Raw genomic sequence first — 16,562 nt, forward strand, 5'->3', positions numbered from 1 at the left:
AACAAAAGGAGATGGAACAAGTGGAAAACGTAAAACTAGCGATTATTTATTATAGTTCAACAGGTACAAACTATCAGATGGCGAAATGGGCTGAGGCTGGTGCGAAAGAAGCTGGCGCTGAAGTCAAAATATTAAAGGTTCCTGAATTGGCACCAGAATCAGTTGTTGCATCAAATCCAGCATGGAAAGCACATTTAGATGAAACAAAAGATGTCCCTGAGGTTCAGTTAAGTGACTTAGAGTGGGCAGATGCCATTATTTTCAGCATGCCGACACGTTTCGGTAACTTACCGGCTCAAATGAAGCAATTCTTAGATACAACAGGCGGTTTGTGGTTCCAAGGCAAATTGGCAAACAAAGCAGTGAGTGCGATGACATCTGCACAAAATCCAAATGGCGGACAGGAGCAGACAGTTCTAAGCCTTTATACAACCATGTTCCACTGGGGAGCTATTATTGCCGCTCCTGGATACACAGATGATTCCCTATACGGCGCAGGGGGTAACCCTTACGGTGTGAGTGTCACTGTGGACCAAAATGGCAAGATTCAAGAGGATGCAGAAGCTGCCGTGAAACATCAGGCGAAACGTACAGTGAATGTGGCAGAATGGATCAAAAAAGGTCAAAACGCTTAATAGATGTATAAAAAAAGAATGCAGCCTTGCGGGACTGACCCCCGTTTTTGAGACAGGGATCAAAACACCTTTACGAAACAGCCAGTTGCCGATAGTTTATCGGTGATTGGTTGTTTAGTTTCGTTTGAATACGAATGTTGTTATAATAATAAATGTATTCTTTGACAGTGCGTTCTACAATGGTGTTCGTAGTTCGATCAATCCTGTTAAGATAGAACGTTTCAGACTTTAGTGAGGAATGAAACGATTCGATGGAGGCATTATCAGCGGGCGTCCCTTTACGGGACATGCTCATGGTAATGCCTTTCTTATGAACAGCTTTCTGATACTCGTAAGATGTATACACAGAACCTTGGTCGCTATGTAACACGCAGTTCTCAGGCAGTGATGGGAGCTGATTAAGTGTGTTTAAGATAAAGTCTGAGTCCTGCTTATCACCAATCGTAAAAGCAATCACTTCTCCATTATATAAATCCAATATACTGGAAAGGTACAATTGTTTCTGTCCATAAGGCAAATACGTGATGTCCGTTACTAGTTTTTCAAGAGGGCGATCAGACTGAAAGTTCCGATCCAGTATATTACCAGCCACGGCATAGGGCTGCCCATTCTTCTTACGCTTTTTCATTTTAACTCGGCATTGCCACTGGTTTTTCTGCATGATACGTTGAACAGTTTTATGGTTAATACGCATGCTCATTTTTAGTATGGCGGTGATTTTTCGATAACCATATCGATACTTGTGCTCTCGGCACAACGTGCCGACCTGTTTCTCTAGTTGTCTTTTAGAGTGATTCTGAGTCAGATCCTTTTTCCATCTATAGTACGAAGTGCGTGAGATACCTAAATGGAAACAGATGTCCTGTATCGTCATCGTTTCGCACAATTCTTCTACCAGTTTGATTGACGTTTCCTTATCAACTTCCTTTCCAATTCGTTGTACTTTTTTAAAACTTCATTCTGTTGACTCAAATAGCGATTTTCTGCCTGAAGTCTCTCTAATTCGGAAGAGTACTCAGGACCCTTTCCATAGGTATATTGTTTTCCAACAGGCTGTTCAAACCGGTGTGTATCCCCAGCCTTATGCCACCTCACCCATGTCTGAACCTGCGTCTTATTCTTGATATTCAATTTTTGCATAATCTCTTTCATAGGTACGCCTGCCAATCTCATTTCTACAGCCTTCTGTTTGACTTCAACCGGATAACTCACTCTTGTCCCCATAGAAAAAACACCTCCATGTTTTATTTCGGATCACAACGATCCATTTTCAAACTTGAAGGTGTTTTTTATTTGTCTCATCTGATGGGGTCAGTCCCTTGCCGCTGCATTCTTTTTTCATTAATAAGGATCTGAAGGTGTGCTGTTGTTGATCGCATCGTTTACAGCCTGTGCCACGCCTGTTGATCCAATTGGTCCGCTTGGTTCCTCTTGTTTGAAGGCTTTTAAGCCATCGGCCACACGTTTTCCATAGTCAGGATCAGCTTTTGTAAAGTTTTCGATCATTTGGTCTTGGATGTCTTTTTGGCAGGTAGCTAAGGTGTTGACTAAGTTTTTAATCAGTTCCTCACGTTCCCAATCATTGAAGCGGCGATAGGTTTCTCCCGCTTGTCCGAAATTGTTCGGGCGGTCAATGGCTTCTCGTTTGACTTCACCCTCTACAAAAGGCGTATGATCCTTTCCATCTTGCTGCGCTTCTTTTAATCCTCCGAGAATGGACGGTTCATAATTCACATGGGGGTTTTGTCCTTTTCCTTGATCCACATGATATTCCATTTGCCCATCTCGCTGATTGGTGGCAACATTCTTTTTCGGGGCATTGATCGGCAGCTGTAAATAATTTGGCCCGACACGATATCGCTGCGTATCAGAGTATGAGAAGGTACGTCCTTGCAGCAATTTATCATCTGAGAAATCTAATCCGTCTACAAGAACCCCCGTCCCAAAGGCAACCTGTTCCACTTCTGCAAAATAATTTTCTGGATTTTTGTTTAGCACCATTCGTCCGATCGGTTTCCATGGATAATCATCCTTGTACCAGAGCTTTGTCGGATCTAGTGGATCAAAGTCTAGATGGGGGTGGGTGTCATCTTCCATGATTTGCGCGTATACTTCCCATTCAGGATGATCCCCTTGTTCAATGGCTTCATATAAATCCTGTGTGGCATGATTAAAGTTTTCCCCTTGAATGGCTTGGGCTTGTTCTTGTGTCAGGTTCCGAATCCCTTGCTTCGGTTCAAAGTGATACTTGACCAGTACTGCTTTTCCTTCATGATTCACCCATTTATAGGCATGGACGCCAGAGCCTTGCATGTGCCGGTATGTGGCAGGAATACCCCATGGTGAGAAGAGAAATGTCACCATATGTGTTGCTTCAGGTGATTGTGAAACGAAATCAAAAATGCGCTCTCCATCCTGACGATTGGTGACAGGGTCAGGCTTAAAGGCATGAACCAAATCAGGGAATTTCAAAGCATCTCGAATAAAGAAAATTTTGAGATTGTTCCCAACGAGATCCCAGTTGCCGTCTTCTGTATAAAATTTGATCGCAAATCCCCGCGGATCGCGTAAAGTTTCTGGTGAATGTCCGCCGTGAATAACAGAAGAGAATCGAACGAAGACAGGGGTCTTTTTTCCTTTATCTTGAAATAATTTGGCTCTTGTATAAGTGGAAATGGGTTCGTCACCGAATGTACCGTAGGCTTCAAAGTATCCGTGTGCGCCGGCACCTCGTGCGTGAACGACACGTTCAGGGATGCGTTCACGATCAAAATGACTGATTTTCTCTAGGAAATCGTAGTTTTCAAGCGTAGTCGGTCCTCTATTCCCAACGGTTCTCATGTTTTGATTATCTGTTACCGGGTGACCTTGTCGATTCGTCAAGGTTTCTTCTGACTCTGAAGATGATGTAGGCTGTTGTTCTTCTTTCAAGGTAGAATCCCTCCTTCAATTTCTCCCTAACAATATGGCCATGTTGCTCCCTATTTCATACAAGGATTGATATAATGAGTGAAAACTTTTATGAGGAGCGGACCTAATGATTCGATTGCACTGCCTTCACGCACATCCATCTAATATTTCTTACATTGACGACGCTTTCTATGACACAGGATTTGATCTGCATCACATCGTCGATTCATCATTTATGGAACGGGCCAAACAAGATCCCGATTTTGATGTTCACAAGCAGCAAACCTATGCCATCAGCAGCTTGATGCAAGAGCGGGAGGCGGATCTGATCTTATTAACGTGTACTCAATACATTGCGGCATTGGGGGATCAGCAGCACTTTTTTAAACAACCGATTGTTCCGATAGATGAGCCGTTATTCGAGCAGATTTGTGAGAAAAAAGGGACGCTTCAGTTAGTGTTTTCAAACCCAGATACAGTAGAAGGCACGATGAATCGGCTGTATTCATATGCAACAGAGCGGGAAAAGCAGGTTGAAGTAGAAATGGTTGTGATGGAGGATGCCTTTCATCTTTGCCTAGATGGTCATATGCAAGCTTATGACGAGCGAATCAAGGAGCAGCTGAAAAGATGTATGAAGCAAAAAAACGGAGATATTTGTGTGATGCAGCTCTCGATGGTTCACGCTGCCCAGCAGGTGGAGGAGGAGACAGGCATTTCTATCATTCATCCGCTGTCTCCACTAAAATCCTTTGTTCATCAAACAATAGCGGCTACGAAAGAGTGAACCCAACAGGTTCGCTTTTTTTGTATAGAAAGATATACTTTGACATGGTAAAAATAATCGAGCGCAAACTATTTTGAAAGAGTGCACGTCTATCCGATGTAAGAAATAACAGATGCGCATTTAAGATAAAGGAGCTCTTTGTAAAATGAAGAAACGAAAAATAGACGATCAATTTGCGGATTACGTCATGGAGCATAAACACAGTTTTTATCGGTTGTCCTATAGCTATGTCAAAAACCCGGAAGATGCGATGGATGTCGTTCAAGAGGCTATTCATAAAGCACTCAAATCTGTCCACCGACTAGAGGATGCAAGCAAAATGCATAGCTGGTTTTATAAAATCGTCGTGAATGCTGCGCTAGACTTTTTACGAAAGAAGAAGCGGGTGCAGGTGACAGATGATGACACACTTGAATTCTTATCAAAGGGCGAATCGGATGTCTATGAGGATCAAGATGTCAGACTGGCCATAGAAGATTTGCCGGAGATGTATCGGGTCATCATTATATTGAGATTCTTTGAAGATTTAAAACTAGAGGACATTGCTCATATTCTCGAAGAAAATGAAAACACCATTAAAACAAGATTATATAAGGCGTTGCGGCTTTTAAAAGTAGAATTATCCCAGGAGGAAATATAAATGGATAAGCATTTGGAACAGTTAAAAGAGGGATATTTAGAAATACCTATCCCGCCAGAATATGATGCTATGGTTGAACGAACATTGAAGCGAAAAAATAAAAGACTACACTTTCAGCAATGGGCCATTGGACTCGCCGCTGCGGCTGCTCTTTTTGTGACCACTGTGAATGTCAGTCCACAGGCAGCAAGAGCGATCTCAGAGGTACCTGTCATTGGTGAGCTTGTGAAAGTCGTGACGTTCACAGAATTTAAAAAGAGCAATCAGGGAACAAATATTGATCTCAAAACACCACACGTTTCAGGGCTTGGGGACGGGACATTACAAGACAGCCTGAATCAAAAATATTTAGCTGAAAACAAAAAGCTGTATCAAGATTTTGAAAAGGAAACCAAGGGCTATCAAAATGGCCATTTGAGTGTGGAGAGCGGGTATGAAGTGAAAACGAACAATGATCAAATTCTCTCAATAGGCCGGTACAAAGTGACCACTGAGGCTTCAGCGGCAGAAGAAATGACGTACGATACGGTTGATAAGAAGAACCATGTACTCCTTACATTACCAAGCTTGTTTAAAGATGAGCGTTATATTGATGTAATTAGTGAGAACATTAAAGAACAAATGAAAAAACAGATGAAAGAGGATTCCAATAAGATTTACTGGATCGGCAAAGAGGATATGGACCCATTTAAGAAAATCCAGCCGGAACAAAGCTTCTATATCAATTCGAAAGGCAAGCTCGTGATTTCCTTCAACGAATATGATGTGGCGCCTGGCTACATGGGGGTGGTTGAATTCACGATTCCAACAAGTGCTCTAAAGGATATTCTCGTCAGTGATGTATATATTCATTAAAAAGAAGACATACAAAAAAGGCTGCTGAACGGGGGTCAGTCCCCGGGTCAGCAGCCTTTTTTTATTGATTAAGAAAGAGCGTCCGTAAGTGCAGGCACGACTTGTTTCTTTCTTGATACGACACCTTTGAGTAATGCCGTGTTGTTTTCAAGCTTGACGTTAAATGCTTTTTCTACTTTTGCTGCTTCAGCACCAAGTGCAAGCGCAAGAGAGTCATTTTCTAGAATGTCTGTGATCACTAGAACAAATAGATCAAGGCCTTTCGCTGTAATGACTTCATTGATTTTTGCTTCAATGTCAGCTTGTCTTGCTGTGACTTCAGCGATATCCACTGTATTCACTTGAGCAATTTCGACTTTGCTGTTCCCAAGTGCAAATTCTTTTGCATCAAGTGTGATTAATTCTTGAACCGTTTTTTGGCTTAGGTCAGCGCCTGCTTTCAGCATGTCTAAACCGTATACTTCAGGGTCAACTCCTGCGATTTTTGCCAGCTCATGCGCAGCATCAATATCTTGCTGTGTGCATGTTGGGGATTTGAAAAGTAAGGAATCAGAAATGATCGCAGATAAAAGCAAACCAGCGATTTCTTTTTCGATTGTGACTTGATGCTCTTTGTACATTTTGTTTAAGATCGTTGCTGTACAGCCAACTGGCTCAGCACGATAGTAAAGAGGTTCACTTGTTTCAAAGTTGGCAATGCGGTGATGGTCAATGACCTCGGTTACTTGTACTTGATCAATATCGCTTACACTTTGCTGGAATTCGTTATGATCGACAAGAATGACTTGTTTTGTTTCGTTGGCAGCCGTTTCAATAAGACGCGGTGCTTCTTGTTTAAAGAAATCTAATGCATATTGTGTTTCTCCATTGATTTCTCCAAGTCTGACAGCTTCTGCCTCAGTGCCGATTTTGTTTTTTAGATCAGCGTAAGCGATAGCAGAGCAAATCGTGTCTGTGTCAGGATTTTTGTGTCCGAATACGAGTGTTTTTCCCATGTGAATTCTCCTTCTTACATTTATTGATGATGTTTCTATTCTAACAGCTTTTGACCTTGAATTCAGGGTTTATAGCTAAGAATAATCTAAAAAATTGTAACATGCTGTCTGAAAACTTGCATGCACTCATCCATATAAGTGTTCCACGTGAAACGTTCCGAGAATAGCCTGCATTTTACTTGCGATTTGCCGCTATGGTAAAATAAAGGTTGGGGCAAGATATGACGGAGCTTACATCGCACGTATACATAGAAGTACACATTGAGCAAGATATAGACAAATGATTGGATAGAGGTGAAGGTGTGAAACAAACAAAAGCGTTAGTAGAAGGCGCTATCATGATCAGCATTTTTGCGGTGATGACGTTGTTTTATTTGTATGTGCCGCTATTATCCATTATTTTCTGCCTAGCTGCTCCGATTCCGATCATTCTCTATACAATCAGGCATGGCTTGAAAAAAGGAATTGCGGCTGGCGCTATTGGCATAGTGATCAGCTTTTTAATTGGGTCTATTAACGGGCTGATGAGTGCACCAATACTGATCGCTGTCGGAATAGGAATGGGTGTTTTCTACAGCAGGAGGCAGCCAGGTAATGCCATCATTACCGGTGCGCTGATTTATTTATTCAGTTTTCTCATCTACTTTGTCGTCAGTGTCCAGCTTTTCCAGATAGATATACTTGGTGCTGCTAAAGAATCAATTGACCAAATGATGCCGATGGTAGAGAGTGTCTTAAAGCAATCCGGCGCTTCTGAACAGGACATAGCGAAACAACTCAAGCAGTTTAGAGAGATGCAGGATACGGCATTAAGTGCTTTACCTGTCACGCTGCTTATTTTTGTCACGATGGTGTCTTTTGTGAATCATTGGTTCGTTCGTCCCTTGCTCAAACGGTTTGTTCCAGACATGCCCGTCCTGAAGAAATTTAAGGATATGCGTCTGCCAAAAAGCATGGTATGGTATTATTTACTCACACTGCTTTTGATGCTGATTCAGTCAGAGAAAGGCAGCTTTTTATGGCTCGTGCAAACGAGTGCGTTTCAAATTTTATATATACTGGTGCTTATTCAGGGCTTTTCTTTTATCTTCTATTATTGCCACGAAAAAAACATCTCAAAAGCGGTACCCATTTTCGCTGTCGTGTTAACGGTTTTCTTTCCGCCGATCGGTGTGATTGTGCGAATTATAGGGATTGCTGACATAGGCTTTGATTTAAGAGAAAAAGTAAAAAACAAATAATTCACTCTGAATGTTGAGGAGTTGATATCAGTGCCAAGCTTCTATAGAAAACCTGTCATCAAGTATCCGATCTTCGCGTTAATTGTTCTTGCGGTGGTCACAGTCCTCCTCAACCTTTATTTTAATTGGATCATAGGAGCGGTTGGTCTTTTAGTCCTTGCAGGTGTGCTTTACTTCTTAAAGTGGGCAGATACGCAAGTGCAAAAAGAGATTGATTCATATATTTCAACATTATCCTATCGAGTCAAAAAGGTTGGAGAAGAAGCATTAATGGAGATGCCAATTGGTATTATGCTGTTTAATGACCAGTATTATATCGAATGGACCAATCCATTTCTCGCTTCGTGCTTTCATGAAAGCACACTTGTCGGCAGATCCTTGTACGATACATTTGAGTCAATTGTGCCTCTGATTAAACAAGAGGTCGAGACAGAGAATGTGACGCTGAATGACCGGAAATTCAAAGTCATTATTAAACGGTCCGAGCGCCTTTTATATTTCTTTGATGTCACGGAACAGGTGCAGATTGAAAGGCAGTACGAAAATGAACGAACGGTGTTATCGTATATCTTTTTAGACAATTACGACGATGTCACGCAAGGTCTTGATGATCAAGTGCGCAGCGCCATTAATAGTGAAGTGACATCGCTGTTAAACAATTGGGCACAAGAATATGGCATTTTCTTGAAAAGAATTTCATCTGAACGATTTATGGCGGTATTAAATGAGAGCATCTTAGCAGAGCTTGAAGCGTCGAAGTTCTCCATTTTAGACGAGGTTCGTGAGAAAACAGGGGCACATAGCGCAACGCTTACCCTTAGTATCGGAATCGGTGCGTCGGTTCCATCTTTAAAAGAGCTTGGAGCGCTTGCCCAATCGAGTCTTGACCTTGCCCTCGGACGAGGCGGGGATCAGGTAGCCATTAAACAGCCGAATGGGAAAGTGAAATTCTACGGCGGGAAAACCAATCCAATGGAAAAACGGACACGAGTGCGCGCGCGGGTTATTTCTCATGCATTAAAAGAAATTGTATCTGAAAGCGGTAATGTCATGATCATGGGGCATAAGTTTCCCGATATGGACTCAATTGGTGCATCAATTGGTATTTTAAAGGTCGCTCAGGCCAATGGGAAAGAAGGCTATATCGTCATTGATGCCAATCAGATTGGGGATAGTGTTCAACGCTTAATTAGTGAAATTAAGAATTATGAAGAGCTTTGGTCACGTTTTATCACACCAGAGGAAGCCATGGAGCTTGCAAAGGATGATACATTGCTGGTGGTCGTCGATACACACAAGCCGTCTCTTGTCATGGAAGAACGACTGCTCAATAAAATTGAAAATGTCGTTGTCATTGATCACCATAGACGTGGTGAGGAGTTTATCCGTGATCCTTTACTTGTCTATATGGAGCCTTATGCTTCATCTACAGCAGAACTTGTAACAGAGCTGTTAGAGTATCAGCCGAAGAAATTGCGGATTAACATGATTGAGGCCACCGCCCTTCTTGCTGGGATCATTGTGGATACGAAAAGTTTCTCACTGAGAACAGGGTCAAGAACTTTCGATGCAGCTTCTTACCTGCGTGCAAAGGGGGCAGATCCTGTCCTTGTACAAAAGTTTCTCAAAGAAACCGTCGATCATTACATCAAACGGGCAAAACTCATTCAGCATACAGAGCTGTATCAAAACCAGGTAGCGATCGCTTCATTGCCGTCTGACAGCTCTGAATATTATGATCAAATTACGATTGCACAGACAGCTGATTCTCTCTTGTCAATGAGTGAGGTGGAAGCGTCATTTGCTGTCGCTAGACGAGATGACGACACCGTATGCATTAGTGCAAGATCATTAGGGGATATCAACGTTCAAATTATTATGGAAGCATTAGACGGCGGCGGTCATTTGACTAACGCTGCGACCCAGATTTATGGTATAACCATTGAAGAAGCGGTAGAGAAGTTAAAAGCTGCCATAGACGAATATTTCGAAGGAGGGGTTCAAAGATGAAAGTGATCTTTCTAAAAGACGTAAAAGGCAAAGGGAAAAAAGGCGAAGTGAAGAATGTAGCTGACGGATACGCTCACAACTTTCTCATCAAACAAGGGTTAGCTGTTGAAGCAACTCCAACGAACCTAAGTGCATTGGAAGGGCAGAAAAACAAAGAGAAAAAGAATGCCATCCAGGAGCTTGAACAAGCGAAACAACTCAAAGAAACACTTGAGGCGTTAACAGTGGAACTCACTGCAAAATCAGGTGAAGGCGGTCGTCTGTTTGGATCGATTACAAGCAAACAAATCGCTGATAAATTGCAAAAAGATCATCAAATCAAACTCGATAAACGCAAAATCGAGCTGAATGATGCGATTCGTGCGTTAGGATACACAAATGTACCGGTGAAGCTTCACCCAGAAGTACAAGCAACGTTAAAGGTGCATGTGACAGAACAAGCATAAACAGAACAGACCCCGTCTCCTCGTGAGACGGGTTCTGTTCTGTTTAAGAAGGATCGGATATAGAGACATTTCGCCCGGCACGCATGCCTGATAAGAACATGAAGAATAAAATGACGATAAAGATGATAATGGATGGTGTCCATGAATGGCTGAAATCAAAGAGAATACCGATCATGGAAGGGCCAATAGCGGCTAATAAATAACCGAGAGACTGCGCCATTCCAGAAAGGGCAGCTGCTTGTTCCATATGGGTAGTCCGTAGTCCAATAAGTGTGAGGGCAAGACTAATACTGGCCCCTTGTCCAATCCCGATCAATAAGACAGAGATCACAAGAATAGGCGTAGATCCTCCGAGAAGAAGACCGATCATGCCTAATAAATAAACGAGCACAAGGCCGCACACAAGCGGTCTTTGCGTTTTTAATTTTTCTGCAAAAACGGGTGTTAAAAAGGTCGATGGCAGACCAGCGAACTGCATAATAGACAGCATCCATCCAGCTGTTGAGAGGTTCATGCCATGAGATGTCAAAATATCAGGAAACCATGCAATGCTGCTATAGAAAAGAAATGATTGCAAGCCCATAAAAAAGGTCACCTGCCATGCGACACGTGAACGCCAAATCGGCTGCTCTGTGAGCGAAATGCTTTTCGTAGCTGCTGTGTTCTGATGAAGAAGCTGAGGCGCCCAAAACATCATGGCCACAAGCGCAAGTCCAGCCCAGACAAGAAATGACGTATTCCAGCCGCCGGGCAACGCATGACTGAGCGGAACACTGACACCTGATGCAAGTGCAGCAAAGACGGACATCGAGGTTGTATACACGCTTGTCATCAATCCAGCATGTGCAGGGAATTTATGCTTCACGAGCCCCGGTAAGAGCACATTACAAATCGCAATTCCTACGCCGACTAGCGCCGTTCCCATCATTAAAAAGGTGATTGTGCCAAACGAACGAATGACAATCCCAAAGAGCAGGACAGCAAGCCCAAGCCAAAGTGTTCGTTCATTCCCAAGACGTTTTCCCATTTTAGGTGCAATGGGAGATAGCAATGCGAATGAGAGCAGTGGTAATGTCGTGAGGAAACCAGCAAGTCCATTTGAAAGCTGTAAATCGGAACGAATGGCGCCAATCACAGGGCCAACGGACGTAATGGCAGGGCGCAGGTTAAAGGCAATGAGTAAAATCCCGGCAATCAGCAAAATGGTTTGCCCTGTACTGCGAGGATGTCTGTTTGATTGTTCTAGTGGTTGTTCCATAAATATAAACTCCTTTATGTCTTTAAGAAGAACGATCTTTCTTCTGTTCAAGCTCCGCTAATTTAGCTAATAAAATATGCTGCGGCATATGCATGATTTGTTCAATCGGCACATTGAGTGATGCGGCAAGCTTCTGTGCGGTATCGGCTGAGATTTGTAAAGGTCTCATATGTTAACCTCCCTTTTCCAATCTATACGATTCAATATATCATATATGAAGATAGCTCTATAAGTAACTAGGGAACAATTTTTTATCATGGAGGGAATATGATGAAAATTCACAAAGTGGATGATGTACCAAAAAAAATGATAATAGATTTTTTTAGAGCACACTGGGGAAGTACAGAAATGGTCATTTCGAGTGGAGTTTATGATTGTCGCGCATTAGATGGATTTATTGTTATCAATGAAAATGGAGAAATCACGGGGGTCATTACATACGTAAAAAAGGGTCAGGAATGCGAGATCATCTCAATAGATAGCATTATAGAAGGTAAAGGAATAGGGACCGCATTAATTCAGGAAGTCGAACAACTTGCTACTAAAGAAAAATGTAAGCTCATGAAGCTTGTCACAACAAATGATAATTTATCCGCATTAAAGTTCTTTCAAAAAAGAGGCTTTGTTTTGTCCCACATCATCAATCATGCAGTTGAGAAAGCACGAATGCTAAAACCAGAGATTCCGTTAATTGGATATCACGGGATACCAATTAGGGATGAAATCGTTTTGATCAAGAGATTGTGCAGAGAAGAGTAAAAGCCTAAAGTGAAACACTCTTGATTCCTTAGACGAACTAGATCATGATGACTGTCTTTTGTAAACTTGTTCATTTCTTTCGTTTAACTTCCCATAGATAGACATATTTTGGAGACGAGGCTTGTTCCAAAAAAGGATAAAGTTCATCTGAGAATCAGCTTTTATCGATCTTTTCTTTTAACAGCTCTATGATGAGTTCATTTTGTTTTTCAATTCTTTTTAAACTTTTCTCAATCATGGTACTTGATAAGAAAAGCACAATTAAAATGGCAATCCCCACAAATAGCAAATAAAGCCCTCCTCAACTTGAAAAATCAATTTCATACTTCTATGTCATTCTTGTTTTGTTGAGGGAATCCTTCAAATATGTTTAGAAAGACAGACATAAACAAGGCGCTGTGATCGTTTTGTCATAGCACCTTGTTTACAGTTGATTTTTATACATGATTCAAGCCCTCGTTTAGTGAACTTCAGCCAATGTCATATAAAGCCCCATTTTCATAACCAATAGATAGCACCAAATCGGGGATAGAATCAAACCCGTTTTTGGCTAAAGCAAATAGTTGTGCCCCGTAATGTGAAGCGGCAATGCGGGCATTTTCTGCTGTGTATGGGTTTTTCAGAAGTTCTTCTTTGTAGATATCAAAAATATTCGCTCCGGTATCCGTTACAAATTGACCGTTTACAATGCTTAAATCTTTTAAATTGTAGCCTGTCACCGTTTTGATTTGATTGACAAGGTGGAACTTTGCAAGTGAATCCGGCGTGAATTGAGTCGAATCATCATTTCTACTTTTCATAATATGAAAAAATAGTTCTCTTGTATTGTTACTTGTATTTAATATGTCTTCTATTTGTTTGATCAGTGATTCATCAGTTGCTCCACTCACCACTAATTTGAAATGATTTGGGTCAATGGTAAAAGTTAAATTGGCGTTTTTAGGAATGTTCAAACCATTGGTAGAAAACAAAGCTTGCAGTTGTTCATTCACCTTTTGACGATTTAATAGTTTCTTTTCTACACTTTCTTGGGTAGGATCGTACCGTTTTTCATTACGGAAGATAGCATCATTGAAGTCATATTGTCCGCCTTTATTATTCCTTGCCCAACTCATTTCCATCGTATAAGCAGCTTCTCTCTCCACTTTAGTTAGATCACTTCTGAAATAAGAAGAGTATGGATTTCGATACTTATCATATATATGACTCTGAGGATCTTTGAATCGTTTATTTTGTTCATTTATTTTTTTGTATTTTTCATCTAATATTTTCATCCGTCTATCAGATTCGGTCATCACTTCATTTGTACTTTTAATAGCTGATTGGCCTTTAGAATCTATTTGGTTCAGATTGTTCGAAGAACTGGCTGTATATGACGTATTAATATTCATTTTGATTCTCCTTTTTTAAGAAAATAGTGATTATTAAATATATCGGCAATTCAGTTAAAATTTGTTAGTTTAATGTCGATATAGTAATTATTACAAGGAGGGTTAATATATGACAATTACTATCTTTAAACGTTTATTATTACCAGCATTATTATTGGCGCTTGTTACTAGTTTTTTTGCACCTACTTCAGCGGAAGCAGCAATTACGGGGAATAACAGTCCTAACACTGCAAGTTCAATGGGATATTGGAAAAATAGTCGTTCAGACACGACAATCTTACCTGAAGGTGAAAATGAAGCGTATTATCAGTTTACGATCAATAAAGGGGAAAGAGTTTATGTCAGAAGTTCGTATAATAAGCAATATACAGGGATGAATATCGAGGTGTATAATTCGAAATATTCTAGGACAGGATCCGAAGTTATAAATCCTGATTCAGTAACGCCTTTTATTTTTGCAAATACTGGTGACGTGACTTCAACTTCAGAAACTTATTTTGTGAAAGTAACCCGTGGTACATATACCGGTAACATGTATTTTACTGTTTCCATTCAAGATCGTATTAAATCTGGAAATGGGACATTCAATTTTACAGGGACTGCTACGAACTTAGGGAATTCTTCTTTAAATTTTTTAGGAGTTGACTCTTCAGTCATTACAATGGATTTAACGAATAATTCCACAGTTCCTAAACGCGCTGTAGTTAAATCAATTACGACAACTAGCACTCAAACGCCCAACCAAGGGAATGTCACACACAAACTGATGGCTAGTGAAAGTGATATGTGGTATCAATCCCTTTATTCATCTGCAACAAGTGGTTCTTATCGTATTTCTCTAGAAGATCAACTGAAAGTCGCTCAAAAATGGAGCTTTAAATACAATGCAAAAGCTACAGCGAGATCTACTATGAGCAATGTCAAAGCCGATATCCGTTACGAATATGATGTCACAGACGGGTTCTAATCGTTTGAATTAAAAATGAGCTCAAACATTCATGATGAGTGCAAGTGTTAAAGAAAATAGATCGAAAAAAGGCAAGGTGTATTGCGCTTTGTCTTTTTTGTTACGTCCAGATTCATGCGTTTAGTTTTTCATCCATCTACTTCTCCCCATATATAAAAAGACACTGTTCAATCATTTCTCCTCATGGTAATTTTGACTATAGTCGATGTTTTTCACTTTTTTATTGCTGAAAATGTTAAAATGATGAGTAGCGTATTTTTTTATGAAAGGACGGTGCTTGGCATGACGGAACTTCTCGATGACCGGCTGCCGCCGCAAAATATAGAAGCCGAGCAGGCCGTATTAGGTGCTGTTTTTTTAGAACCATCTGCGCTAACGCTCGCTTCTGAAGTATTAATTCCAGAGGATTTCTATAGAATGTCGCATCAAAAGATTTACAATGCGATGCTTGTACTTGGTGATAGAGGGGAACCGGTCGATCTTGTCACGGTGACATCAGAACTTGCCAATACAGACTTACTAGAAGAGGTAGGCGGAATTTCGTATTTAACGGATATTGCAAACTCTGTTCCAACTGCTGCAAACATTGAATACTATGCAAAAATTGTAGAAGAAAAATCCATTTTAAGACGTTTGATCCGTACAGCGACAACCATTGCACAGGATGGGTATACGCGTGAGGATGAAGTAGAAGATCTATTGAGTGACGCTGAAAAAACCATTATGGAAGTGGCTCAGCGTAAAAACTCAGGGGCTTTTCAAAACATTAAAGACGTTCTTGTTCAAACATATGATAATATTGAACAGCTTCATAACCGAAAAGGTGATATTACAGGGATTCCAACGGGTTTCTCAGAGCTTGATCGGATGACAGCTGGATTCCAGCGAAATGACTTGATTATTGTAGCGGCTCGTCCGTCAGTAGGGAAAACAGCCTTCGCCTTGAACATTGCACAAAACGTCGCAACCAAGACAGATGAAAGTGTCGCCATCTTTAGTTTAGAGATGGGTGCTGAACAGCTGGTCATGCGTATGCTTTGTGCAGAGGGGAATATCAATGCACAAAACCTAAGAACCGGTAATCTGACTGAAGAGGACTGGGGTAAGCTGACAATGGCGATGGGCTCGTTATCAAACAGTGGGATTTTCATTGACGATACACCAGGCATTAGAGTAAGTGAAATTCGTTCGAAATGCCGCCGTTTGAAGCAAGAAAACGGGCTTGGCATGATTCTGATTGACTACTTGCAGCTGATCCAAGGAAGCGGACGATCAAGCGATAACCGTCAGCAAGAGGTATCTGAAATCTCTAGGGCTTTAAAGTCACTCGCAAGAGAACTTGAAGTGCCAGTCATTGCCCTATCTCAGCTTTCCCGCGGGGTAGAGCAGCGTCAGGACAAACGTCCGATGATGTCTGATATTCGTGAATCAGGAAGTATTGAGCAGGATGCTGATATTGTGGCATTCCTTTATCGTGATGATTACTACGACAAAGAATCAGAGAATAAGAACATTATTGAAATTATTATTGCGAAACAGCGTAACGGTCCAGTTGGCACGGTATCACTAGCGTTCGTCAAAGAATATAACAAATTCGTCAACCTGGAAAGAAGGTTTGACGATGCGGGTGTTCCGCCTGGTGCTTAAAGCCCAGCTCAAGAAGCTGGG

At 41.2% G+C, this 16,562-nt stretch carries 17 protein-coding genes; 10 read left to right on the forward strand and 7 right to left on the reverse strand.

Going from position 1 to position 16,562, the window contains the following annotated elements; genetic code table 11:
* The first annotated feature begins 11 nt into the window (after positions 1-11).
* Positions 12-635 (forward strand): NAD(P)H:quinone oxidoreductase, encoded by a 624-nt coding sequence (gene wrbA, locus GPA07_RS01240; protein ID WP_051009120.1) that lies wholly within the window; start codon positions 12-14, stop codon positions 633-635.
* A 70-nt stretch (positions 636-705) separates the two neighbouring features.
* On the opposite strand, the gene GPA07_RS01245 is transcribed toward wrbA, so the two are convergent.
* Positions 706-1,859, reverse strand: a protein-coding gene (locus GPA07_RS01245) for an IS3 family transposase (protein ID WP_157291892.1) whose coding sequence is annotated in 2 segments (ribosomal slippage) — positions 706-1,586 and positions 1,586-1,859 — 1,155 coding nt in all. Because the reading frame shifts where the segments join, the coding sequence is not laid out codon by codon here.
* Between the two features lie 117 nt (positions 1,860-1,976).
* Complete coding sequence (gene katX / locus GPA07_RS01250; RefSeq protein ID WP_232532133.1) at positions 1,977-3,476, reverse strand: catalase KatX; 1,500 nt, start codon at positions 3,474-3,476, stop codon at positions 1,977-1,979.
* Positions 3,477-3,672: 196 nt separating this feature from the next.
* Here katX and GPA07_RS01255 point away from each other — a divergent pair, with 196 nt between their 5' ends.
* From GPA07_RS01255 to GPA07_RS01265, 3 genes are all read left to right on the forward strand, one after another.
* Entirely contained in the window at positions 3,673-4,332 is a 660-nt protein-coding gene (locus GPA07_RS01255; protein ID WP_157291893.1) for a hypothetical protein, read from the forward strand.
* A 145-nt stretch (positions 4,333-4,477) separates the two neighbouring features.
* Complete coding sequence (locus GPA07_RS01260; protein WP_008359119.1) at positions 4,478-4,972, forward strand: RNA polymerase sigma factor SigV; 495 nt, start codon at positions 4,478-4,480, stop codon at positions 4,970-4,972.
* Positions 4,973-5,827, forward strand: a complete 855-nt coding sequence (locus GPA07_RS01265; protein ID WP_071168279.1) for an anti-sigma-V factor RsiV — start codon at positions 4,973-4,975, stop codon at positions 5,825-5,827.
* Between the two features lie 68 nt (positions 5,828-5,895).
* Here the strand turns inward: GPA07_RS01265 and GPA07_RS01270 are convergent, their stop codons facing one another.
* Positions 5,896-6,822, reverse strand: coding sequence for a manganese-dependent inorganic pyrophosphatase (locus tag GPA07_RS01270; protein ID WP_008359122.1), 927 nt, complete (start codon positions 6,820-6,822; stop codon positions 5,896-5,898).
* Positions 6,823-7,124: 302 nt separating this feature from the next.
* On the opposite strand from GPA07_RS01270, the gene GPA07_RS01275 reads away from it, so the two are divergent.
* Genes GPA07_RS01275 through rplI form a run of 3 tightly spaced genes read left to right on the forward strand, consistent with a single transcriptional unit; the run spans position 7,125 to position 10,519 of the window.
* The gene (locus tag GPA07_RS01275; protein ID WP_157291894.1) at positions 7,125-8,063 is read left to right on the forward strand and encodes a YybS family protein; all 939 of its coding nucleotides are present in this window, start codon (positions 7,125-7,127) and stop codon (positions 8,061-8,063) included.
* 30 nt (positions 8,064-8,093) lie between these two features.
* Positions 8,094-10,073 (forward strand): DHH family phosphoesterase, encoded by a 1,980-nt coding sequence (locus tag GPA07_RS01280; RefSeq protein ID WP_008359126.1) that lies wholly within the window; start codon positions 8,094-8,096, stop codon positions 10,071-10,073.
* A complete protein-coding gene (gene rplI / locus GPA07_RS01285; RefSeq protein WP_008359128.1) occupies positions 10,070-10,519 on the forward strand; it encodes a 50S ribosomal protein L9 in 450 nt (149 codons plus the stop codon). The genes GPA07_RS01280 and rplI overlap by 4 nt, the downstream gene beginning before the upstream one ends.
* A 43-nt stretch (positions 10,520-10,562) precedes the next feature.
* Here the strand turns inward: rplI and GPA07_RS01290 are convergent, their stop codons facing one another.
* On the reverse strand, positions 10,563-11,777 hold the full coding sequence (locus GPA07_RS01290) for a CynX/NimT family MFS transporter (protein ID WP_157291895.1): 1,215 nt from the start codon (positions 11,775-11,777) through the stop codon (positions 10,563-10,565).
* A gap of 22 nt (positions 11,778-11,799) precedes the next feature.
* Positions 11,800-11,946 (reverse strand): YycC family protein, encoded by a 147-nt coding sequence (locus GPA07_RS01295; RefSeq protein WP_075612225.1) that lies wholly within the window; start codon positions 11,944-11,946, stop codon positions 11,800-11,802.
* Between the two features lie 101 nt (positions 11,947-12,047).
* Here GPA07_RS01295 and GPA07_RS01300 point away from each other — a divergent pair, with 101 nt between their 5' ends.
* Positions 12,048-12,536: a GNAT family N-acetyltransferase gene (locus GPA07_RS01300; RefSeq protein WP_157291896.1), complete on the forward strand. Its 489-nt coding sequence runs from the start codon at positions 12,048-12,050 to the stop codon at positions 12,534-12,536.
* Between the two features lie 154 nt (positions 12,537-12,690).
* Here the strand turns inward: GPA07_RS01300 and GPA07_RS18975 are convergent, their stop codons facing one another.
* Both GPA07_RS18975 and GPA07_RS01305 read right to left on the reverse strand, forming a co-directional pair.
* Positions 12,691-12,825 carry a hypothetical protein gene (locus GPA07_RS18975; protein WP_269779706.1) on the reverse strand — a complete coding sequence of 45 codons (135 nt, stop codon included), beginning with the start codon at positions 12,823-12,825 and terminating at the stop codon, positions 12,691-12,693.
* Positions 12,826-13,006: 181 nt separating this feature from the next.
* The gene (locus GPA07_RS01305) at positions 13,007-13,927 is read right to left on the reverse strand and encodes a DUF4885 family protein (protein WP_157291897.1); all 921 of its coding nucleotides are present in this window, start codon (positions 13,925-13,927) and stop codon (positions 13,007-13,009) included.
* A 109-nt stretch (positions 13,928-14,036) separates the two neighbouring features.
* On the opposite strand from GPA07_RS01305, the gene GPA07_RS01310 reads away from it, so the two are divergent.
* Both GPA07_RS01310 and dnaB read left to right on the forward strand, forming a co-directional pair.
* Positions 14,037-14,894 (forward strand): hypothetical protein, encoded by an 858-nt coding sequence (locus GPA07_RS01310; protein WP_157291898.1) that lies wholly within the window; start codon positions 14,037-14,039, stop codon positions 14,892-14,894.
* A 282-nt stretch (positions 14,895-15,176) separates the two neighbouring features.
* Positions 15,177-16,541 (forward strand): replicative DNA helicase, encoded by a 1,365-nt coding sequence (gene dnaB, locus GPA07_RS01315; RefSeq protein ID WP_003214779.1) that lies wholly within the window; start codon positions 15,177-15,179, stop codon positions 16,539-16,541.
* Positions 16,542-16,562 lie beyond the last annotated feature (21 nt).

The organism is Bacillus sp. ms-22, assembly GCF_009759805.1.
In the GTDB taxonomy this organism is placed as follows: Bacteria; Bacillota; Bacilli; order Bacillales; family Bacillaceae; genus Bacillus; species Bacillus xiamenensis.

Bases quoted from the DNA above. Each gene is read 5' to 3' on its own strand.
- GPA07_RS01255 (WP_157291893.1), top strand. From the start codon at position 3,673: ATGATTCGATTGCACTGCCTTCACGCACATCCATCTAATATTTCTTAC.
- GPA07_RS01310 (WP_157291898.1), top strand. From the start codon at position 14,037: ATGACAATTACTATCTTTAAACGTTTATTATTACCAGCATTATTATTG.
- GPA07_RS01295 (WP_075612225.1), bottom strand. From the start codon at position 11,946: ATGAGACCTTTACAAATCTCAGCCGATACCGCACAGAAGCTTGCCGCA.
- GPA07_RS01305 (WP_157291897.1), bottom strand. From the start codon at position 13,927: ATGAATATTAATACGTCATATACAGCCAGTTCTTCGAACAATCTGAAC.
- wrbA (WP_051009120.1), top strand. From the start codon at position 12: ATGGAACAAGTGGAAAACGTAAAACTAGCGATTATTTATTATAGTTCA.
- katX (WP_232532133.1), bottom strand. From the start codon at position 3,476: ATGAGAACCGTTGGGAATAGAGGACCGACTACGCTTGAAAACTACGAT.
- dnaB (WP_003214779.1), top strand. From the start codon at position 15,177: ATGACGGAACTTCTCGATGACCGGCTGCCGCCGCAAAATATAGAAGCC.
- GPA07_RS01260 (WP_008359119.1), top strand. From the start codon at position 4,478: ATGAAGAAACGAAAAATAGACGATCAATTTGCGGATTACGTCATGGAG.
- GPA07_RS01265 (WP_071168279.1), top strand. From the start codon at position 4,973: ATGGATAAGCATTTGGAACAGTTAAAAGAGGGATATTTAGAAATACCT.
- GPA07_RS01290 (WP_157291895.1), bottom strand. From the start codon at position 11,777: ATGGAACAACCACTAGAACAATCAAACAGACATCCTCGCAGTACAGGG.
- GPA07_RS01300 (WP_157291896.1), top strand. From the start codon at position 12,048: ATGAAAATTCACAAAGTGGATGATGTACCAAAAAAAATGATAATAGAT.
- rplI (WP_008359128.1), top strand. From the start codon at position 10,070: ATGAAAGTGATCTTTCTAAAAGACGTAAAAGGCAAAGGGAAAAAAGGC.
- GPA07_RS01270 (WP_008359122.1), bottom strand. From the start codon at position 6,822: ATGGGAAAAACACTCGTATTCGGACACAAAAATCCTGACACAGACACG.